Annotated in this window: 17 protein-coding genes; 6 read left to right on the top strand and 11 right to left on the bottom strand. The window is 73.9% G+C overall.

Translation table 11 applies throughout. From position 1 onward, the window contains the following. Positions 1-479: 479 nt before the first annotated feature. Positions 480-1,832 (top strand): hypothetical protein, encoded by a 1,353-nt coding sequence (locus tag B7P34_RS03435; protein WP_223267457.1) that lies wholly within the window; start codon positions 480-482, stop codon positions 1,830-1,832. 36 nt (positions 1,833-1,868) lie between these two features. On the opposite strand, the gene B7P34_RS03430 is transcribed toward B7P34_RS03435, so the two are convergent. From B7P34_RS03430 to B7P34_RS03420, 3 genes are read right to left on the bottom strand one after another with little or no spacing between them, the layout of a single operon-like run. Next, entirely contained in the window at positions 1,869-2,180 is a 312-nt protein-coding gene (locus B7P34_RS03430; protein WP_106674268.1) for a hypothetical protein, read from the bottom strand. Continuing rightward, a complete protein-coding gene (locus tag B7P34_RS03425; RefSeq protein WP_106674267.1) occupies positions 2,177-2,650 on the bottom strand; it encodes a hypothetical protein in 474 nt (157 codons plus the stop codon). Before B7P34_RS03425 ends, B7P34_RS03430 begins: the two co-directional genes overlap by 4 nt. Further along, positions 2,647-4,704 carry a hypothetical protein gene (locus tag B7P34_RS03420; protein ID WP_106674266.1) on the bottom strand — a complete coding sequence of 686 codons (2,058 nt, stop codon included), beginning with the start codon at positions 4,702-4,704 and terminating at the stop codon, positions 2,647-2,649. Before B7P34_RS03420 ends, B7P34_RS03425 begins: the two co-directional genes overlap by 4 nt. 191 nt (positions 4,705-4,895) lie before the next feature. On the opposite strand from B7P34_RS03420, the gene B7P34_RS03415 reads away from it, so the two are divergent. Continuing rightward, on the top strand, positions 4,896-5,672 hold the full coding sequence (locus B7P34_RS03415) for an isocitrate lyase/PEP mutase family protein (RefSeq protein ID WP_106674265.1): 777 nt from the start codon (positions 4,896-4,898) through the stop codon (positions 5,670-5,672). Positions 5,673-5,724: 52 nt separating this feature from the next. On the opposite strand, the gene B7P34_RS03410 is transcribed toward B7P34_RS03415, so the two are convergent. Beyond that, positions 5,725-7,263 carry an FAD-dependent monooxygenase gene (locus tag B7P34_RS03410; protein WP_223267456.1) on the bottom strand — a complete coding sequence of 513 codons (1,539 nt, stop codon included), beginning with the start codon at positions 7,261-7,263 and terminating at the stop codon, positions 5,725-5,727. A gap of 178 nt (positions 7,264-7,441) precedes the next feature. On the opposite strand from B7P34_RS03410, the gene B7P34_RS03405 reads away from it, so the two are divergent. Further along, positions 7,442-8,077, top strand: coding sequence for a hypothetical protein (locus tag B7P34_RS03405; RefSeq protein WP_106674263.1), 636 nt, complete (start codon positions 7,442-7,444; stop codon positions 8,075-8,077). Here B7P34_RS03405 and B7P34_RS03400 read toward each other — a convergent pair. Together B7P34_RS03400 and B7P34_RS03395 are read right to left on the bottom strand one after the other, a co-directional pair. Further along, entirely contained in the window at positions 8,058-9,401 is a 1,344-nt protein-coding gene (locus B7P34_RS03400; protein ID WP_146166719.1) for a hypothetical protein, read from the bottom strand. The two genes, B7P34_RS03405 and B7P34_RS03400, sit on opposite strands and share 20 nt — an antisense overlap. Before the next feature lie 73 nt (positions 9,402-9,474). After that, on the bottom strand, positions 9,475-9,921 hold the full coding sequence (locus B7P34_RS03395; RefSeq protein ID WP_106674261.1) for a nitroreductase family deazaflavin-dependent oxidoreductase: 447 nt from the start codon (positions 9,919-9,921) through the stop codon (positions 9,475-9,477). A gap of 135 nt (positions 9,922-10,056) precedes the next feature. On the opposite strand from B7P34_RS03395, the gene B7P34_RS03390 reads away from it, so the two are divergent. Further along, positions 10,057-11,889, top strand: a complete 1,833-nt coding sequence (locus tag B7P34_RS03390; protein WP_106674260.1) for a hypothetical protein — start codon at positions 10,057-10,059, stop codon at positions 11,887-11,889. 83 nt (positions 11,890-11,972) lie between these two features. Beyond that, on the top strand, positions 11,973-12,347 hold the full coding sequence (locus B7P34_RS03385; RefSeq protein WP_106674259.1) for a hypothetical protein: 375 nt from the start codon (positions 11,973-11,975) through the stop codon (positions 12,345-12,347). On the opposite strand, the gene B7P34_RS03380 is transcribed toward B7P34_RS03385, so the two are convergent. Next, a complete protein-coding gene (locus B7P34_RS03380) occupies positions 12,325-13,383 on the bottom strand; it encodes a magnesium and cobalt transport protein CorA (protein ID WP_106674354.1) in 1,059 nt (352 codons plus the stop codon). The genes B7P34_RS03385 and B7P34_RS03380 overlap by 23 nt on opposite strands. A 124-nt stretch (positions 13,384-13,507) precedes the next feature. On the opposite strand from B7P34_RS03380, the gene B7P34_RS03375 reads away from it, so the two are divergent. After that, positions 13,508-14,140 carry an ATP-binding protein gene (locus tag B7P34_RS03375; RefSeq protein WP_106674258.1) on the top strand — a complete coding sequence of 211 codons (633 nt, stop codon included), beginning with the start codon at positions 13,508-13,510 and terminating at the stop codon, positions 14,138-14,140. A 22-nt stretch (positions 14,141-14,162) separates the two neighbouring features. Here the strand turns inward: B7P34_RS03375 and B7P34_RS03370 are convergent, their stop codons facing one another. The 4 genes from B7P34_RS03370 to B7P34_RS03355 form a co-directional block, all read right to left on the bottom strand. Further along, positions 14,163-14,930 carry a thioesterase II family protein gene (locus B7P34_RS03370; protein WP_106674257.1) on the bottom strand — a complete coding sequence of 256 codons (768 nt, stop codon included), beginning with the start codon at positions 14,928-14,930 and terminating at the stop codon, positions 14,163-14,165. Between the two features lie 112 nt (positions 14,931-15,042). Continuing rightward, on the bottom strand, positions 15,043-16,686 hold the full coding sequence (locus B7P34_RS03365) for a GMC oxidoreductase (protein WP_223267455.1): 1,644 nt from the start codon (positions 16,684-16,686) through the stop codon (positions 15,043-15,045). 238 nt (positions 16,687-16,924) lie between these two features. Further along, positions 16,925-19,678: an AAA family ATPase gene (locus tag B7P34_RS03360; RefSeq protein WP_106674256.1), complete on the bottom strand. Its 2,754-nt coding sequence runs from the start codon at positions 19,676-19,678 to the stop codon at positions 16,925-16,927. Then, positions 19,675-20,785: helix-turn-helix transcriptional regulator (locus tag B7P34_RS03355; RefSeq protein WP_146166718.1), on the bottom strand; the 1,111-nt coding region annotated here is incomplete at its 5' end. The genes B7P34_RS03360 and B7P34_RS03355, both read right to left, overlap by 4 nt.

The following is a 20,785-nucleotide window of genomic DNA, read 5'->3' as shown; positions in this document are numbered from 1 at the left end:
GCCTCCGGAGCCGCGCCGGAGCCGAAGCCGGGCGCTCGTGCGGTGCGGGAGGCGGGCCGGCCCGACGGACGCCCATGGCCAGAGAGGCGCCCAGGACCAAAACGACGACCGCCCAGGGTGGCAGGGCTTCGGTGAGCACCTGCGCCACGGTGGAGGACAGCGCGACCAGGCACTGAGCCGTGCGTCGTGCGCAGGTCCAGCAGTCCGACCCCATCATCTTCTTCCCATTCCCAGCTGGTCGTTTCGTCATCGGCCGCCTCACCATCCCCATCCTGCTCCCGCGGGCGCCGCGTCTCCGGCTCCTCCCACCAGAAGAACAGGGCGGGAGCACATGCACAGGGCTCACAAGGGGGGCTCACGAATCGCGGCACACGCTGACGGCGGGAGAGTCGTCGCTACGCTGGCAACATGCCGGGGGGCAGAGGGGTGATGCGACAGTGGTCGTGGCGAGGACAACCGGCCGAGAGCCCAACGTGCACTTGGAGAAGCTGATCGCCGAGTCCGGTATCAGCCACAAGAGGCTGGCGCACCGGGTGAACCAAATCTGTCTAGCCCAGGGCACGGACAGTGAGTACACGCACACCTCCGTGGTCAACTGGTCCCGGCGCGGCATGCGACCGCGATGGCCCGTCCCTCAGCACCTCTGCACCGTGCTCGCCGAGAGCCTCGGCCGTCCGGTGGGCCTGGCGGACATCGGCATGGCGGACATGCGGGAAGAGGGACACAACCGGTCGGCGGGGCTCGCCTTCTCCCGGGACCAGCAGCAGGCACTCACCGAAGCCACCTCGTATTGGAGCACCGTGAACCGACGCACCTTCCTGGCGGCGACGCCGTTCGCCGTCTCCGCGTTCTCCGAACCGGTGACCCGATGGCTGATCAGTCCCACGGAGCCCATGCGACCCTCGTCCGGTACCGGAGTGCTGGGCCGGGACCACATCGAGGAGCTCCGGGCAGTCGCCGACAACGCCCGCACCTGGGACTCCCGGTTCGGCGGAGCCGCCCTGAAGTCCCATTCGCTCACGACCTATCTCGACGAACGCATCACACCGCTCCTTCACGCCCGATACTCGGAACGGGACGGGCGTGAGCTGTTCTCCGTGACCGCGGAGATGGCCCGGCTGGCAGGGTGGACCGCCTTCGACTCAGGACAGCACCAGGCCGCTCAACGCCACTTCATCCAAGCGTTGCGGTTGGCCAAGGCCGCCGGGGATATCCACCTGGGCTCGTACGTCCTGGCGACGATGGCGATGCAGTCGCTCATGCGCGGGTTCCCTTCGCAGGCCGTCGACATGGCACAGGGGGCGTTCGAACGAGTTCCAGGCGCCGACCCCCGGGTGCTGGGGTTCGCCAAGCTGATCGAAGCCCGCGCGCACGCCAGGGAGGGGAACCCCCGGTCCGCTTGTGCCTGCCTCGCCATGGCCGAGCGTTTCCAGGAGCGTGGCGCAGCCGAAGGTGCGGGCGAGCGGCCGTGGATCGGTTTCTTCACGCGGCAGCGGATCGTCACAGACGCCGCGGAGATCTTCCGCGACCTAGGACGTCCGAAGTCCACATTCGCCTGGCACGCACTGGGGTCCATGCCCGGAGAGGCGTTCGCCCGGTCAAGGGGGATTCGCCTATCCGTCCTGGCCACGGCGCACGCGCAACGGGGCGACCTCGACGCGGGCCTGCAGCTCGGGCAGCAGTCTCTCCAGCTCTTCACCCGGCTCCGGACCGTACGCGGACTCGACTACCTCCACATCTTCACCGACGCCCTTCACCCCTGGCGGCGTGAGCCGGCCGTCGGAGCCTATGTAAAGCAGGTGAAGCGCCTGGCATCGAGCCTCGCCGGCTGACGGGGCCAGTGGCGGCGCCGGCCGCACCGAGACGCGTCAGTAGCGGAAACGCGCCTCGTCGCCCTCCACATACAGGAGGAACTCGCTCACCGGCCCCTTCGGCGACACCAGGGTCAAGGCCTCCGCGATCGGGCCGTACACGGCGTCGAACCGGTCGAGGTCATCCGCTGCGAGGAGGGCCAACTCCTCGTCGAACCACGGCCGTACCTCCTCGAAGGCGGGCTCGGCGGCGAAGCGGCCCACCAGCCACGGGAAGTCGGCGTCGTTCACCGTGATGGTGCCGACGAGCGTGTCACCACGCAGGAGCCGCCAGACGTCGTTCTCCGCGGGCGTACGTGCGGTACTCACAGTGCGATCCCCCTGTACGCCAGTGCCTCGTCGACGATCTCTTCCAAGGACGCTTCCCGGCTGCTGCCGGGGCCGACGTCGGCAGCAGCGCCGGCGAAGAGCAGGTCGCGGACCCGTGGGTGCGGCACATTCGCCTCCAGAAGCGTCAGGTAGTGGTCGGTGTCCGGGCCCGCCGCCGTGATCCGGCGTACGATCTCGACGAGCTCGTCCCGGGTGACGTCGGCGACACGGGGCCGGGCCGGGCGGGCGGCCTCTCCGGCGAACTCCTCGCGGCTCCGGCTGCCGTGGTACGTGGCGAAGTCGAACGCCGTGCAGGCGCGCCCGGTCCGCTCGTTGAAGGCACGTACAGCCTCGGCGGCCTCGGCGGGTGACGTGGTCACCAGGTCCGCTATCCGGTCGATGTCCCGTGCCGTCTCGTCCAGCCGCCGCCGGCTGACCGGCGGCGGCAGGAGCTCAGGTCTCAGGTTCATGGCTCGCTCCTCGTCAGGGTGAGTACGTCCTCGATCGCGGCCCGGAGCCCCTCGTCCTGGAGGACGGCCAGGTAGCCGGGCCGCGCGGACAGACGCCGGTCGGTCGCCTTGATGGCGTACAGGGCGGCGCGGATCGCCGGGGTGACGGTCCCGATCCTGGCCAGGACGTCCAGCGCGTCCTCGAAGGTCAGGTATCCGTCGTCGTGGTCGTCGGCGAACTGCAGAACGTACTCCTCCAAGGCCCTGACGCTCGGCCCCGGTTCACCCGTGAGCGCCCACAGCGTGCCGGCGGCCTGCACCCGGGACCATGCATCGGCGTGGTCCATGATGCGCCGCACGCGCTCGGCGTACGGTGCTGCGGCGCGGCCGAAGTCGGCCAGGAGATGGACGGGGCCGTGGAACGGGCCCTCCTCGTTCAGCGCGTCCCCGAGGAGCCGCACCGGCGACGGGCCGTCACCGCTGATGCGCCAGGCGGCCCACGCGACCAGGCAGTGATTCGCCGGCGCGTCGAGGACCGCGCAGCGGCGCAGGGCGGGCTCTGCGGAGGCGGCGGCGCGTCCCATCGCCGCGAGTGCTTCGGCGGCATCCAGGGAGTAGCGCGTGTCGTCCAGCAGTGCCACGACGTCCGGCAGTGCCGGCAGGGACGTCTCTCCCCACGCTTTCAGGATCCGGAGGAAGGTACCTGTCAGCAGGCCGTTGCCGTCGTAGTGCGCCGCATCGTGGCGCATCGCCTCCAGCAGTGCCGGCATCAGGGCGTCCGCGTGCTCCCGCAGCGGTACGAGGACATCGTCGATGTCGGGGCGGCGCGGCGATCCGACGATCCAGCCGCCCGAGTACCCCTCCCGGTAGGGCTGGTAGAGCCGCTCGACCAGGCCCGGGAGTGCGCGAGCGTCACCGATGCGGGCCAGTGCCCAGCGGGCGTACTCCCCGACGGTGCCGTCGATGTACTCGTCCTCGCCCGGATCGTCGAGGAGTGCGGCGAGCCGGTCGGCGTGGGGCGCTGCACGCGGCCCGAGCACCGCAAGGATGTGCGCCGCTCCGAGCCGCACGGCGCCGTCCGGGTGCGCCAGCAGTTCTCCTGCCAACGGCAGCAGCGCGGGCCCGGTGGAGGGCCGGTGCACCAGCAGGCGCCACGCGACGTCGAGCGCGGCACGGCACAGCGCGGTGTCCTCCGTGCGGCGTGCCTCGTCCACCAGCCCGGCCACGAACGACGTCCCCGCCTGCGGGGCGTCGTCGAAGAGGCCGGCCGTCCCGGCGACGACGTGTTCACGCAGCCATGGCTCGTCCCCGCGCGGGGTGTACCAGGCTTCCTCGAACGCCGCCGGCGCGGTGGCGCCGGAGAACGCCTCCACCAGCGGGCCGGCGTGCCGGACCGGTGAAAGCGGGTCCAGCAGAGCACAGGCGTGCACGGCGGCGACCCTGACGGCGGGGTGAGCGTCCTCCAGCGCGGCGGCCAGTACGGCCCGCGTCGCCTCGTACGCCTCGCGCTCCGTACGGGCGGACGGGGCTGCTTCAGCCGCCGGATCGGCAGCGGCGGCAGCAACGGCGTCGCCCAGCGCGAGCAAGAGCGGTACGCGCACGGCCGGTTGTGTCTCGGCCCGGCACAGCTTCGCCAGCGCGGGGACGCCGACCGCGAGCGAGATGGCCGCCCGCCGCACCGCGGGGTCCGGGTCGGCGTGCAGCGCTTGCATCGCGGGCCGGTGGCGCTGCCATGCCGCGGGCCACTCCGGGTCCACCTGGTGCGGTCCTGCCTTCGCCGCGGTGCGGTGCAGCACCACCAGCAGGTCGACGAGCTCCGTGCGCGCACCCATGCCCGGGTCGGTGGCGAGCCCCACGACGAACGGGAGTGCGGCGGCCGCGGTGCGGGACGCCCCGCCGCCGTCCGGAGCGAGGAGGTCGAACAGCGGGAAGCAGTCCTCCTCCGTCGCCTCCCCGCCCTTGCGTGCGAGGCGGCGCAGCACCCGGGCCGCTTCCCGGCCGGAGCCATCGGAGTGCCCGGAGCCCTCGGAGTGCTCGGAGCACGCGGACTCCGGGCGGTCCTGGTCCCGGGGCACCGTCCCCAGTTCCTCCGACCCCGTTCCCGCCGCATCCACCCCGGGTACCGCCACACCCACCCCACACCTGTTGACCTGCACGTTCCGGCGTTCATCCTGCCACCGGCGGTCCGGGAGCCGCCGAGTGGCCCACGAAACGGCCCGCCGAGTGGACCACTTTCCCGGCCGCTTCCGCCTCTACGGTCGGGTGTATGACAACGATCTCCGGCGATGCCGCCGCCGTCTTCCGTTCCCTGCACCACGTCCGGCCCGGGTCCGGCCCGCTCGTCCTGCCCGGCCCCTGGGACGCCGCCAGTGCGCGCGCCTTCGCGGACGCCGGTTTCCGGGCCCTGGCCACGCCCAGCGCGGGACTCTCGGCCGTCCTCGGGTACGCCGACGGCAGTGCGCCCGCGGACGAGATGTTCGCCGCGGTGGCCCGGATCGTCCGGGCCGTCGCCGCGGACGGCGTGATGGTCACCGCCGACCTGGAGGACGGCTACGGGCTGCCGCCCGCCGAGTTCGTCGAGCGGCTGCTGGAGACGGGCGCCGTCGGCTGCAATCTGGAGGACAGCGACCGCGTCACGGGGCTCCTCAAGGATCCTGCCGAGCACGCCGAACGGCTGTCGCGCATCCGGGCCGCGGCAGGCGACCGGCTCGTGATCAACGCGCGTGCGGACACCTTCCTCAGGGGCGACCGGTCGGCCCCGGACGCCGATCCCGCCATCGCCCGTTGCCGGCTCTACGCGCAGGCGGGCGCGGACTGCGTGTTCCCGATCCTCGCCCCGGCGGAGCTCCTCCCGGAGATCTCCCGCGCCGTTGCCGCCCCGGTCAACGCCATTGCTCTGCCGAACGGGCCCTCGCCCCGCGACCTGGGCGAACTGGGCGCTGCCCGGGTCACTTTCGGCGGCGGACTCCACCGGCGCGCGATGGCCGCTGTGGCGGACATGGCAGCAGCGCTGTGGGCGCAGGGGGAAGCCGGGACTGCTTGACGGGGAAAGCCGTTCGACTTGACGGGGGAAGCCGCTAGACGGACTCCACCCGTCAAGCGGCCCCGTGCGCCGAAGTCCACCGGGCCAGCGCACGGGCGCGTTCGGCGCGCAGGTCCCGGGGGCGGGTGGTGCCGGTGGCCCAGGCGACGTGGCCGTCCGGGCGCACGAGCACTTCGGTCGCGGCGGGGAGGGACGAGGGCTCCTCACCCGGCGCAGCAGGAAGGGCCCGCACGGTGCGGACATGTGCCGCACCGTACGCACGGTCGGCCGGTCCGCCGCCCCCGCCCAGGTGCAGCAGGACGAAACGGCCGTCGTGCAGGTGCTCGTAGAGCCGGGTGGTGGTCCCTCCGGCTGTGGTCAGGGGGATGTCGGGCATCCGCCGGCCGGTGAGCGGGTGGGCGCCGGAGCCGGCCGGCGGATAGGCCGTGTCGAGGGCGGAGAGGCGGCCGGCCAGGTGACGGTTGACCTCGGGGAGGCCGATGAGGGTGTCGAGGAGCTCGCACAGGAGCCCCGCGGCGGCGCCGTACGGAGCGGTCAGCGGGAGCTCGACGAGGAGCGTCTGGGCGCGGGTCAGGTCGGTGAGTTCCCGGCCGGTCCGGTGGCGTTCGTCGTGGTACGTGTCGAGGAGCCCGGCGGGTGCCCGGCCGCGGAGGGTGGCGGCGAGTTTCCAGCCGAGGTTCATGGCGTCCTGCAGGCCGGTGTTGAGGCCCTGCGCGCCGACCGGGAAGTGGACGTGCGCGGCGTCGCCGGCCAGCAGGATCCGGCCCCGCCGGTAGGTCTCGGCGAGGCGGGTGGCGTTGCCGAAGCGCGACAGCCACCGGGGCCGGCCGATGCCGCAGTCCGTACCGCACACCTGCCGCAGGGACGTGCGGAACTCCTCCAGGGTGACCGGTTCGGTGGAGGGCACGCGGATGCGCGCCGGGTCCATGACCACGAACCGGGTCAGCCCGTCCTCCAGCCGGGCGACGAGCACGCCGTGCCGCCGGGCGAGCTCGTTGTCGGCGTGATCGGCGGCCGCGAAGTCCCCGACGATCGCGGTCATCGACTCGGGGGTGCCGGGGAAGCCGATGCCGGCCGCCTCCCGGACGAAGCTGCGCCCTCCGTCGCACCCGGCCACGTAGGCCGCCCGCACGGTGACCCGCCCGCCGGGCCCGTCCACGTCCGCCTCCGCTCCCCCGGGGTCCTGCCGCAGGGCGACCGCCTCGCATCCGCGGTGGACGGGCACGCCCAGTTCCCGCGCCCGCTCCGCGAGCAGGGCTTCGGTGCGGGACTGGGCCAGCAGCAGGGCGTACGGGTGCCGCGTGTCGAGGACGGTGAAGTCGAGCGGGCGCTTGAGGCTCGCGGTGAACTGCCAGCCGGGCACCGTCCGGCCCGCGGCGAGGAACCGCCCGGCCAGGCCGCGCATGTCCATCAGCTCGATGCTGCGCGGGTGGAGGTTCAGGGCGCGCGACTCCCGGTGCGCCTGAGCGCGCTTGTCCACCACCCGCGTCCGCACCCCGGCCAGGGCCAGCTCGCAAGCCAGCAGCAGCCCGGCCGGGCCGGCGCCCACGACGAGCACCTCGGTGGTCACATCCGCGCTCAGGGACGTCACGCGTCCACCCTTGGCGCGGGCGGTCCGCCCCGTCAACCCCGGCGTACGCATGACCGCCCGTCGCCGGAGCCGCCCGCCATTGGCCGGGCGGCGCGCTTGGCAACGGCGCTCCCTCGTACTGGACTCGTACGGGAAACGCGTCCCCGGGCCTGCCGGGCGCCGTGAAGGGAGACCGTCCGTGATCCACATGACCGAGACCCTGGCCGTCCAGACCGTGGAGGGCTTCCTCACGGCCGAGGAGACCGGCAGCCTCACCAAGGTCCTGGACGAGCACCTCGCCGCGAGCGGCTGGGTCCCCGCGCGCCCGAGCGAGGGAACTACCCCGCCCCCGGAGGCGCAGGCGATCCTGAACGGCGCCCTGCGGCGCTCCCTGCCCGCCCTCCGCCGGGCTTTCCCTTCCGCCACGGATGCCGACCCGTGGCTCTACCACGACCTCAAGCCCGGCGACACCATCCGCCCGCACGTCCACGGCGTGGGCGACCCGGGTGCGCGCCCGCAGCGGATCGCCCGGATCGCGTTCAACCTGGAGGACGCCGAAGAGGGCGGGGAGTTCTACCTCGACACGTGTTCCGCGGACGCCCTCTGGAGCGATGCCGCCGTGCCTCCCGGGAGCGCTTACGGGCCGGGCACGCGGTTCGTCCACGAGATCACCGCCCGCCGCGGCCCCGTGCGCCTCGCCGACGTCCCGCACACGCGCTGGACCTGCGCCCCGCCGCCGGGAACCACCGTCGTCTACGGCACCCAGCTCGTGCACGGCGTCCTGCCCGTGGTCAGGGGCAGGGTGCGCAAGCTCATCACGAACCTTCTCGCGTGAGCCCGGCCTTGGGATCGGGTTCGGGCTCGGGATCGGGCGCCTGTCCGGACCCGAGCACGAGCGGGCCCGCCTCGCGCAAACCCCGCGCACCGCGCGCGAGCTGACCGGCCGCCTCCCGCGGGCTGTTCAGCAGCGTCCCGGGGGGCAGCCCTCTCAGCCAGGCGAGCGCGGCCTCCTCCCGGCCCTCCGGCACGGTGAGCACCGGCCGGCTGTACCCGCCCACCAGGGGGCCGGGGTTGGCCGGGGAGCCCGGGAAGAGGATGAGCCCGGTGCCCTCCGGCGCGGGCGGCAGCGGCGTGCCGGAGAGCACCGGCAGTTCGAGGGCGGTCCGGCGCGGCGGGGGCGGCCCGGCGGGGAGGCCGCCGGCCGGTGCGGCGAGCGCGGACCGGGCGTGGGCGAGGTGCGGGTCGGCTCCGGTGGCGGCCCAGCTCATGTTGGAGACGCCGCCCAGCCGCCCGTTCAGCTCGATGACCGCCAGCCGGCCCTCGTCGGTGACGGCGAAGTCCATCTGCCACGGGCCGTGCGGCCGGAACGCGTCGGTCATGTCCCGTACGGTGTCGGCCAGTTCCGCCTGTACGTGCGCGGGCAGCGCCGCGGGGGCGACCCTCACCCGGCGGCCCGGGGCGCACTCCGCGTCGAGCCGGCCCAGGGACGCCACCGGCCACGCCACCGTCATTGCCCCGCACGACCCGGGCGACCCGAACGACCCGGGCGACCCGTCGGACAGGAACTCGATCCCGTACTCCTCCCCCGCCAGCGCCTCCTGGACCAGCACGGGATAGGCGACCTCGGCGCACGCACGGCCGAGCTCTCCGTCATCGCGCACGTAGTGGCGCCCGGCGTGGAACTCGCTGCGGGCCTCCTTGACCATGACGGGCAGCCCGAGCTCCCGCGCCGCGGCCCGGACGGCCGGTGCCGCGCCGCACACCACGCCCCTGGGCACGGGCCAGCCTCGCTCCTCCGCGGTCCGGTGGAGCGCCACCTTGTCGCTGGCCAGTTCCGCGAACCCCTCCGGGTGGACGGGCATGCGCCGCTCGGCGATCCGCCACTGGTGGGCGGCGCGAGCGTAGAGCGGCAGGAATTGCTCCTGGCCGGGGCAGCCCGTGTTGGGGACGGCGACGTCCGCTCGCCAGTGGGCGAGCAGACGCGGCACGTCCTGCTCGCCCAGGGCGGCGGGCAGTTCACCGCAGAGCACGTCCGCCCCGAGCGAGGCCGCCAGGAACGGGGCGAGGCGCGGCGCGAACCCCAGCACCACGGCCTCGGCTCCCGGGCGCAGGAGCGGCGGCAGCAGCCGGTCCGCACGGAACTCACCCAGGACGAGCACGCGCATCATCCACACCGCCCTCGCGAGGCCATGGCCGGCGCCGGCATCCGCCGCCGCGCGCCCGCCACAGGGCTCAGTGCCCGCCGGGGACCCGTTCCAGGACGAAGACCGGGATCACGCGGTCCGTCTTCTCCTGGTAGTCGGCGTAGTCGGGAAACGCCTGGACCGCTCGCTCCCACCAGGCCGCCTTCTCCTCCCCCGTGACCTCCCGGGCCCTCATGTCCCAGACCTCCGTCCCGTCACGGAGTTCCACGCGCGGATCGGCGACGACGTTGTTGTACCAGACCGGGTTCTTGGGGGCGCCGCCCAGCGAGGCGACCACGGCGTACGCGCCCTCGTGCTCCACCCGCATGACCGGGGACTTGCGGAGCTTCCCGCTCTTCACGCCGCGGCTGGTGAGGATGACGACGGGCATCCCGCGCAACGTCGTCCCCTCGGTGCCGCCGGAACCCTCGTACTTCTCCACCTGTTCCCGCACCCACGCCGTGGGGCTCGGCTCGTACTCGCCGTCAAGAGGCATGACGTCTCTCCCGTCGTCAGGAACAACCCGGTCTCCCGGTTGCAACACCATGTCCCCCGGAATCATGCCCGGGTCAGGACGGTCCCGTGGGCGACCGCCGGACCGGTTGTCAGTGGTGTCGGCCATCATCGGGGCATGCACAAGACCGACGGGAACGGCGACTGGATCGCCCGGGAGTGGAAGTCCTTCACCATCACGGCCGCCCTGCAGGGCTTCGTCGGCGGCTGGGGCGTCTGGTACGACGACGCGCTCGTCTCCATCGAGCGCACAGGCCGGTTCATCGCCGGGACGTGGGCGCCCGAGGCCGGGGAGGACGGTCCGCGGCCGGGCGGGGACGGCACGTGGACGCGGTTCATCGGGCGCATCGGGGCGGTGGCCCTGCGCGCGGCCGCGCCGTCCACCCGCCCGGCCCGCCGCGAAGTGCTGCTGAACTTCCTGGAGTCCTGGGCGGAGAGCCCGTTCGCGGACCCCTCCTACCGCTTCCGGATCGGCCGGCTCGCCGCCGAGGGCCCGTTCGGCGTCCGCGGGGCGGGCGGCAGCACGCACGGTGCCGCCGTCGCCACGTACTGGCCCGTCAAGGGGAAGCGAAGGCTGCTGGAAGCACGGACCGGCGACGACGCCCCGGGTCTCCCGGGCGAGCTGCTGTACGCCGAGGACGCCCACCGCGGCTGGGGCGGCCCCGAGCAGCTGCGGCGCCTGGTGGCGCTGGTCCGCGAGCGCGGCCCGATGCCCTGGGACCCGGCCGCGGTCGTGGAGCTGAGCGACGCCTGCGGCATCAGCCGGCCCGCGGCCGCCCTCACCCTGTCCGGCAACCCCGGGACCGGCGGCTACTACACGCCGTTCCTGGACAAGGACGAGCGGGCCGCCCTCGGGCTCAAGACCGCCGAGGCGGAGAGCGGGCGCGCCGAGCTGGGCCGGCTCCGGGACGCGGACCGCGTCGCCCTGCTCGCCGACGTCCTGCCCGAGGACCCGGCCGACCTGTGGGAGCCCGGCGGGCTGCGCCGGGTCGCGGCGCGCACCGCCGAAGCCTGGCGCGAGCAGCAGGGCGTGCGGCCCCGGCCGCCGGAGCAGACCTGGCAGGCCGCGCTGGCGCTGGAGACCCCGATACCGGCGACCGACCTGTGCCACCTGTTCCTCGATCCCGCGCGGGCGCCGCTGCCGCCCGGCTTCTACCTGCGCGCCTGGCCGTGCCCGCCGGAGCACCGGGCCCTGCGGACGGTGTGGGACGTCATGGGCTTCCCGGATGCGAACGCAGTGGTGGACGCCGTGTTCACGGGTCTGCCCTGGGCCTACGCCGACCTGCCCGCCGGCGACCCCGTCCGCGACGGCGCGCCGGAAGTCGTCCGGGTCATGCGCGAGGTGCTGGCGCGCAAGGACTCCCCGGCCAAGGTGCTGTACGCGGGCGTCGTCGGCGGAAGCGGCGGCTCCGCGCGCTGGGACTGGCTGACCGGCGGCGCGTGCGACCGGATGATGGACCGGATCACCGCCGGTGACCTGCCTCCCGGGCGGTACGAGTCGGATCCGCGGGCCTGCGCGCCCGCCCTGGTGGCCGAGGTGGCGGACCGGCTGGGGCCTGCCGAGGACGCGGCGGCGCTCTACCTCCAGCTTCTGACGCTCCCCGTGCCGTCCGACCGGAACGTCCGCCGGTGGAACGGCTGGACCCCGGCACGGCACCGGGCGGCCGTCGGCGAGCTCGTCGGGCGCGGCCTGGTGGTGGAGGACAAGCGGGCGCGCGCCGGGCGGAGCGTCTTCCTTCCCGGCCCGTGGGCGCACGCCGCGAAGCCGCTGCCGCCGATGGAGCTCTGGAAGACGTCGCTGCTGGGAGCCGTGCTGACCGGCGGTGACGGCGTGCGGACGCCGGCGCAGGTGAGGGCTGTGCCGCCGCTGCCGGGCACCCTGCCGGAGCTGTTCGCCGCCGCCTGGCAGCGGGTCCGCAACGGCGAAGGCCCGTCAGCGTCGGCGGCCTGATGGGGTCCGGAACCGGGGATCAGAGGTGATTATGCGCAAGATAGGGTGAATCGGTGCCTTTTCCTGACCCCCCACACCTCTCCTTGACCACATGGTGGCTCGTCGCGTATGCGGCGACCGCCGTGTGCCTCGCCGTCTGCGTGCCGATCATGCCCACGCCCCACGCCAAGAAGTACATGGCCCTCACACCCCTGGCGGCGGCGTTCATCGCCGTCGCCACGGGAACGAAGGGACACCACGATGCGGCGGCCATGCTCTGCATCTACTCCAGCACGATCCTCATCGCCCCGCTCGGCATGGCCGGGCGGCGCAAGGAAGTGCACAAGATGGCGAGGGACGCGAGGCTCTTCGGCGCGAAGGACGAGCTCGCGCCGATGCGGCTGCACGTGCAGATGTGCACCGCGTTCGCCGTGATGATGGCCGTGTGGATCTGGTTCATCTGGGCCGGGCGGGCCTGACCGCGTGCGGGGCGGCGTTGCTCACCTCCGGTACCGACGGCGTGAGCCGGTGGCGCCGCCTCCGCAGCCACACGTACAGCAGCAGGCACGGCAGCAGCAGCCCGCAGACGCTGATGGCGAGGAACGCCGCGAAGCTGCTGATGTGCCTGACCAGCCAGTCGAAGTTCTGCCCGAAGAACCCGACCACGAAGGACATGGGCAGGAACACGGACGCGAGGATCGTGAGCTGCTCCATCGTGGCGCTCTGCCGAAGGTTGATCTTGTTCTGTTCGACGGAGATCACCGCGATGTTCGCCTCCAGGACGGTGGCCAGGAGGTCGCGCTGGGCGGCGACCTCCTCGTTGACCAGCAGCAGGTGGTCGTGCACGTCCCGGAAGTACGGCCGGAGCTCGGCCGGCGCCTTGCCGGGCTGCAGCCGCCGGGTGAGCACGGCGAGCAGCGGGTGCACGGCGCGGTAGAAGTCCGTGGCCTCGCGGCGCAGGGAGTAGATCCGCTCGGTCGGGGCGACCGCCCCGGAGAACACCGTGGCCTCGATCTGCTCGATGTCGTGTTCGAGTTCCGCGACGACCGGGGCGTAGCTGTCGACGACCTGGTCGAGGATGGCCCACAGCGTCGAGGAGCTGCCGGCCCGCAGGAGCTCGGGGCGGCGTTCGAGCCGGCTGCGGGCGCCGTGCAGTTCGCTGGCGATGCCCTGGCGGACGGTGATCACGAAGTGTTCGGCGAGGAAGACGCTGATCTCGCCGGTGTCGACCTCCTCGCGCTCGTCGTCGTAGCGCGCGGTGCGGAGGATGATCAGCTCGGTGCCGTCCTCGTACTGCTCGGCCTTCGGCCGCAGGTGGAAGGCGCGGGCGTCCTCGACGGCGAGTTCGTGCAGCCCGAAGCACTCGCGCACCCTGGCCAGCTCCTCGGGGGCCGGTTCGAACATGCCCAGCCAGACGAAGCCGCCCTGCCGGCAGCGCTCGGCGGCCTGCTCCAGCGGCATCGCGCCCTCGTGCTGCCGGCGCCCGTCGCGGTAGTGCGCGCAGTCGACGATCACGGCCATCCTCCTCGGGTCCGCCGCCGCCTCCTCCTTACAGCATCGATACTCCCCTTTTCGTCCCCGAATGTCCCCGCGACGGGCCAGGAGCCGCGCGCCTCCGGGCGGTCCGCATACTTGCACGATGGACACACCAAGATCTTCCTGGCGCAACACGACGCACGACTGGGCGAGCACCGTGGATCCCGGCCACCTTGCAGCCGTCCGCGAGGACGCCGGCACGTTCGCTCCCGGCGGTGTGCGGCACCTGGTCCTCGAAGTGGTCGCCTACGCGGCCGACGAAGCGGAGTGGAACGGCCGGGTCGAGGGCCGCTGCGTCGTCACGCTGCACCCGGACGGGTCGGTCTCCGTGGCGGATGACGGGCGGGGCACCGACACCCGCCTCGATGACCGCGGTCGCGTCGTGAAGAAGCCCGTCATGGCGACGAAGGACCTCCGCTTCTTCGACCACCCCGCCGCGCAGCTCCTGCCCGACGGTCACCCGCGCCGGGGCATGTCGGTCGTCGCGGCGCTCAGCGAGTGGCTCGTCCACACGAACCGGCGGCACAACGGCTCGTGGACCCAGCGGTACGAGCACGGGGTGCCCGTGACCGGTCTGACGCCGGTCGCCGACGACGGGTCGAGCGGAACGGTCGTCCGCTTCCGCCCGGACGAGGCTCTGGGCGCCACGGGCGATCTGACGCCCGGCGAGCTCATACGGCTCGTCGCACCGTGGCAGCGCCTGTCGGTGACGGTCGAAGACCGCCGCCCCGCCTGACCGCCGGCGCGTCGAGCGTTCCTCACGCCCTCGCCGGTGCCTCCAGCTGCCCGGCCATGAGACGGACGATTTCCGTCTGGTGCTGGGCCAGGAAGAAGTGGCCGCCGGGGAAGACCTTCTGGGTGAAGGGGCCGTCGGTGTGGGTGGACCAGGCGGCGGCCTCTTCGATGGTGACCTTCGGGTCGTCGTCGCCGACGAAGGTGGTCACGGGGCAGCGCAGGGGCGGGCCGGGGTTCCACCGGTACGTTTCGGCGGCGCGGTAGTCGGCGCGGATGGCGGGGAGGATCATGCGCAGGACTTCCTCGTCGCCCAGCAGCTGCGGGTTGGTGCCGCTGAGGCCGCGCATCTCGGCGACGAGGCCGTCGTCGTCGCGCAGGTGGACGGTCTCGTCGCGGTGCGCGGAGGGTGCGCGGCGGCCGGAGGCGAAGAGGGCGGCGGGCACGATGTCCCGCTCCTGCTCCAGGCGGCGGGCGATCTCGTAGCCGAGGGAGGCGCCCATGCTGTGGCCGAAGAGGGCGATCGGCCGGTCGGTCCAGGGCAGGAGGGCCTCGTAGACCTTGTCGGCGAGTGCCGGCACGGAGTCCAGGAGCGGTTCGGTGCGGCGGTCCTGGCGGCCGGGGTACTGCACGCACAGCACCTCGACGCTCGCGGGCATGGCCCGGGAGACGGGGAAGTAGAAGCTGGCGGAGCCGCCCGCGTGGGGCAGGCAGACCAGCCGGACGCAGCTGTCGGGGCGCGGGTGGAACCTGCGGATCCAGAGGCCGTTGTCGTCGGGGAGCGGGGTGTTCACGGAAAGCGTTCCTTTGCGGTCTCGTGCGGTCCCGCTCGCCGGGCGGCGGCCCGCGGATGGGGCGGGTGCGGGCGTGGGCGGGGGCCCGGCAGCGGCCCCCGCCCACGGTCCGTCAGGACTTCGCGACGTCCTCCTTGATGACGCGCTCGACGTTGCGCTCCGCCAGCGCGGTGATGGTGACGAAGGGGTTGACGCCGATGCTGCCGGGGATGAGCGAGCCGTCCGTCACGTAGAGGTTCTTGTAGCCGGCGACGCGGCCGTAGTTGTCGGTGGCCTTGCCGAGCACGCAGCCGCCGAGCGGGTGGTAGCAGAAGTCGTCGGCGAAGGCCTTGAGCTGCTTGCCGAAGAGGTCGTACCGGTAGATCGTGGTGTTGGCCTTGTTGATGCGGTCGAACAGCGACTTCGCGGCGGCGACGGCGGGCGCGTTCTGCTCGCGGGTCCAGCGCAGGTCGGCCCGGTCCTTGGCCGCGTCGTAGACGAAGGTGCCGCGCTCGGGGTTCTTGGTGATGGCCAGGTAGAGGCTGACCCAGGTCTCGACGCCCGCCGGCATGGGGGCGATCTCGGCGAAGACGGGGGCGTCCTTGTTGTCCCAGTCGTCGATGCCGAGGGCGGGGATGGAGGACTGTTTGGTGCCCGTGGGGTTCCACATGTGGTTGGCGCGGGCGGTCATGATGTTGCCGTTGGGGCCCCAGCCGCCGCCGATCTCGGAGCTGAGGTTCGGCAGGGTGCCGGTGTCCCGGGCCCGCAGCAGCAGCTCGGTGGAGCCGAGGCTGCCGGCGCCGAGGAAGAGGTGGCGGCAGGAGATCTCCTTGGTCGCGAGCAGCTTCCCGTCGGCGTTCTTCTGCTCGACGGTCAGCAGGTACGTGCCGTCCTTCTGCTGACGGATCGTCTTGACCTGGTGGAGGGTCTCGATGGTGACCTTGCCGGTGCCGAGGGCGGCCGCGAGGTAGCTCTTGTCGAGGGAGACCTTGCCGTGGTTGTTGCCGTAGATGACCTCGGCGGCCAGCGCGGACTTGGGCACGGTGCCGTCCGCCTCGCGCCGCATGTAGTCCCAGTCGTAGACGTTGGGCACGAAGGTGGTGCTCAGGCCGGCGTTCGAGGCCTGCTCGCGCGAGACGCGGGCGAACTTGTACCAGTCGGTCTGCTCGAACCAGCCCTTGTCGATGTTGTTGACGCGGAGGGTTGCGTTGGCCCGCGGGAAGTACTTCGCGTACATCTCGGCGGCGTCGACCTGCGGCAGCACCTCCTCGAAGTACGAGCGCCGGGGCGTGACCGCCATGCCGCCGTTGACGAGCGAGCCGCCGCCGACGCCGCGGCCCACGTACACGGACATCTGGTCGAAGTTCACGCGGTCCAGGACGCCCGCGTAGGGGTCGATGTCCCGGTTGGCGAGGTCGAGCCACAAGAAGGAGCCGAGGGGTGCCTCGGTGCGGGTCTTGAACCAGCTGGAGCGCTTGTCGGGCTTGAGCATGCCGCTGAAGACGTTGCCGTCGGGGCCGGGCTGGTTCCACAGCTGGCCCATCTCCAGCATCAGCGTGGGGACCCCTGCCTCGCCCAGGCGCAGCGCGGAGACGGCCGCGCCGTAGCCGGTGCCGACCACGACGGCGGGGACGAACGTGCTGCCGGAGCCGCCGGCCGCGGTGGCGGCGGCCGCCCGCGGGGCGGCGGTGATCGTGGTCTGGCCGGCGAGTGCGGCGGCGCCCAAGGCCGCCAGGCCGAGCATGCGGCGGCGCGACAGGGGCTGGTGTGCTACCACGCTGTTTTCTCCTGAGCTTCGGGGAGAGGAAGGTGAACCGGAAGGCCGGCCGGACAGAGCGGCACGGCCCGGGCGGAATGGACGGTATGGAGACCGCGCGGAGGCTGTCAACGAATTGCGGACCGGGGGGACTAACCCTGTGGACGCCGGGCCCGGAGGTTCGGTTACCCGGGGTACGGAGGGGGGGCGTTACGGTACGGTCCGTCCCCCGGGTGCGGGCACCGCCCGCGCGGTGCGCTCAGGCGTCCGCCGGGCCGGGCAGCAGGGTGGAGAACGCGGCCAGTTCGGCCCGTCCGGCGACCTGGAGCTTGCGGTAGGCGCTGGTGAGGTGCTTCTCCACGGCGCGCGAACTGACCTCCAGCCGCTCGGCGATGTGCTTGTTGGGCACGCCGTGGGCGGCGAGCCCGGCGACCCTGCGTTCGGCCCGGGTGAGCGCGGAGACGGCCACCGGCTGCCGGGAGGCGGCCGGGTCGGCGAGCTCCCGGCACGCCCGGTCGGCGATCCACGGCACGCCGCAGGCGAGGGCCTGGTCGCGGGCGCGGCCCAGCCGCTCCTCGGCCTCGGCGCAGCGGCCGGCGGCCAGCAGCCGCCGGCCGAGGAGCAGTTCGGTCCGTGCCGCTTCCATGGTGTTCACCGACCGCTGCAGCAGTCCGGCGGACTCGCGCAGCAGCTCGATGCCCTGCTCCCCCTCCGTTATGGCGCCCCGGACGCGCTGGGCGCGGCCGATGGTGACGGGGGTGCCCCAGGCAACGGCCCGCTCGTACTCCTCGTCGGCGAGGTCGTGGGCCCGCCGGGTCTGGCCGAGGCGGTGGTGCAGTCCGGCCGCCCAGGTGCGCCAGGGGACGAGGGCGGGGTTGCGCCACTCGGCGCGTTCGGCCGAGCGGCCCCAGTCGAGGACGTATTCCAGGGCCGTGGCCGGGTCTCCGCCGCTCACGGCGACGGAGCCCCGCAGGAGCTGCAGCGGCGAGGGCCGGTAGTCGTGGTCGGCGGCTTCGAGGCGGTGGCCGAGCAGGCGCCGGGCCAGCTTGGTGTCGCGGCTCTGGACGGCGACCATGACGAGCGCGGTCATGGCGGACAGCGTGGCCCACTCCATGATGCCGTGGGCGAGGGCCTCTTCGGCGTGGGCCCGGGCCTCCTGGAGCCGTCCCCGGGCCAGCAGGACGTGGGCGAGTTCGGCGGCGATGACGGCCCGGGGCACGGGGGCTCCGTCGCGGCGCGCGCGTTCCCGGGCGATCGTCAGCCAGGGGCCGATGGCGTCCAGCGACTCGGCGGCGGCCAGGACGCCGCACAGGTGCGGCAGCGCGGTGTGGACGTGGCCGGGGGCCGCGGGTTCGTGCTGGAGGACGCGGTCGGCCTGGTGCGCGACTTCCGCGGCGGTCATGCGCTGGGTGACGGTGGCGCCGTGCAGCAGTACGGTGACGAGTTCGCGTTCGGCGGCGGTGCCCATCGGGGGCGTGTCGCCCAGGGCGCGCAGGCGCGCCGCGCACTCCCCCATCTCCCCCGGTCCGGCGACGGCGACGTGCCGCAGCCGGGCCTCCAGCCGCAGGGCGGCCTGGCGTTCGGCGCCGGTGAGGGCGTCCGGGTCGCCCAGGTCGGCGGCCACCTTCGCGACGGTGTCGATGACGGGCGGCGGGCAGCTGCCGAGCAGGAAGGGCGGGGTGCGGGCGGCGGCGAGGGCGCGTCCCGTGGTGGTGGGGAGCAGCAGGAAGGCCTGGCAGAGGTGGCGCAGGGCGGCCTGGGGGTCGGTGTCGCGCTCCGACGCGGCCAGGTCGAGGAGCAGGGCGGCCCGGTCCGTGCCGGACGGGGAGCTGCCGAGCAGGGCGTGGCGCAGGTAGCGGGACGATTCCCGGCGGGCTCCGCGCCGGCGTGCGGCGGTCGCGGCGGACTGCAGCACGTCGACGGTCCAGCTGTCGTGGCAGGTGGTGACGGCGAGGAGCTGGGCGGCCGCCTGCTCGGCGGGGTGGCCGCCGTCGTGCAGCAGCCGGGCGGCGCGCAGGTGGACGTCCTCGTGTTCCGCGGGTGTCATCGACTCCTCGGCGGCCTCGCGCACGGCGGGGTGGGTGAAGCGCGGCGCGTGGCCGTCGGTGAGCAGGCCGAGGCGGCGCAAGGAGCGTACGGCCTCCTGGCTGCCGGCGGTGTCGAGCTCCGCGAGCCGGCCCACGAGTTCGAGGTCGGTCTCCGGGCCGGGTTCCTGGTCGAGGACGGCGAGGGCCCTGGCGAGCCGGCGCACCGGTGCCGGCTGGGAGCGGAGGGCGACGGTGAGGCGTTCGTGCAGGGCGACGGGCCGGGGTCCGGGCGCGGCGGGGGCGTGGCCGGCCGCCGGGTCGTCCGGGGTGAGGCCGGCCAGGGCCGCGGTGAGGAACAGGGGGTTGCCGCCCGAGGCCTCGTGGCAGGCGGTGACCTGCCCGGGCTCGCCGGGGTGTCCGAGGTGGTCGGCGACGAGGTCCGCGATGGTCTCGGCGGGCAGCGGGGGCAGGTGGACGAGGCGGGTGGCGCGTTCCGCGCACGCCTGAACCGCCGGTGCGTCCGCGCCCGGTTCGCCCTCGCGCACACTGACGACCACGGTGACGCGCCGGCCCGGCAGGCGCTTGGCGAGCTCGCCGAGCCAGTGCAGGGAGGCGGGGTCGGCCCACTGGAGGTCGTCCACGAGGAGCAGGAGGGGCTGGTCCGCGCTGTGCCCGGTGACGAAGGAGAGCAGCTCCTCGGACCGTTCGGGGCCGGGGACGAGGTCGAGGGGCCCGCAGCCGGGGAAGGGGGCGAGGAGCTGGCTGACGACGCCGAAGGGGAAGTCCTGTTCCTGGGGTGCGCAGCCGGCGGTCAGGGCGCGCAGGCCGCGGCGTTCGGCGAGTGCGGGCAGTCTTCGCAGCAGGGCGGTCTTGCCGCTGCCGAGGCCACCGGTCACGGCGAGCAGGCGTCCGTCGCCGCGGTGGGCGGACTCCATCGCCGCGGTGATCAGGTCGAGTTCGCGTTCCCGGCCGCGAAAGGGTGTCATGGTGTCGCCTTCGGTCGGTGCTCCAGAGCGGCGGCCAGTTCGGCCCGGCCCCGGATGCCCAGCTTGCGGTAGGTCTTGGTCAGGTGCAGTTCGACGGTGCGCGGGGTGACCGACAGCCGGTCCGCGATGGCCCGGTTGGGCAGGCCGTCGGCGGCCAGTCCGGCCACCCGCAGTTCGGCGCCGGTCAGTTGCTGCCGGGGCAGCGGGTCGGTGCTGCTGTACCCGGGCTCGCCCGCTCGGCCGGCAGCCGGGCGGGGCGGGGGCCGCCGGTCCTCCGGCCGGGCGGCGGACGGCCCATCGCCGGGCGCGGTGCGCCGCGCGGAGGGGGCGGTGGCCCGCGGGGAGGTGTCCGGTGCGCGCCGGCCGGCGGGTTCCGCCGGCGGTCGCGGTCCGTCCGCCGCGGTTTCCGCCGGCGTGGCGGGGGCGCCCCAGGCGTGTGTGAGGCGCTGTTCCTCGGCAAGGAGGGCGGCAGGCACGGCGGCGTCCGCCGCCGGGTCGCAGGCGGAGGCGGCGATGCGGCGCCAGGGCAGGAAGGCGGGGTTGGTCACCTGCCGGGCGAGCAGTCTGCGGCCGCACTCCAGCAGGTCGGTCAGGGCCTGTTCACGGTGGCCGCGGGCCAGGTGGGTGCGGCCCCGGGCGTAGAGCAGGAGGGCGCCGGAGAGTCCGGCCGCGGTGCCGTAGGGGTGGGCCGGGGCGAGGAGCCGCTCGGCCGCGTCCGGTTCGCCCTGTTCGAGCCGTACGAGGGCGGCGAGGGCGATCAGCCCGGGGGTGAGGAACGGGGTCCGGCCGCGGCCGGGCATGATCCGCCGGGCCCGGTCGAGGGCGTCCGCCGCGGCGCCGGGCCGTCCCCGGGAGAGTTCGGCGAGGCCGGTGACGAGCAGGGCCGGCCCGGCCACCGGGGGCACGTCGGCGTGCCGGGCGCGCAGCAGGACGGTGTCGAGGGCGGTGCGGGCCTCGTCGTGGTCGCCGCTGAGCACCAGGGCGTGGCAGGCGGCGACTTGGAGGAGGAGCGGCACGGTGCGGCGGGCGGCCGGGGCGAGGGCGGTGCGGGCCAGGTCGCGGGCGAGGCCGATGTCGTGGCCGCGCAGGGCGGTGCGCCAGGCCGCG

Source organism: Streptosporangium nondiastaticum, from assembly GCF_003011965.1.
In the GTDB taxonomy this organism is placed as follows: domain Bacteria; phylum Actinomycetota; class Actinomycetes; order Streptomycetales; family Streptomycetaceae; genus Streptomyces; species Streptomyces nondiastaticus.
The sequence above is the reverse complement of the archived record's forward strand: the minus strand, read 5'-3'. Positions and strand labels throughout refer to the sequence as shown.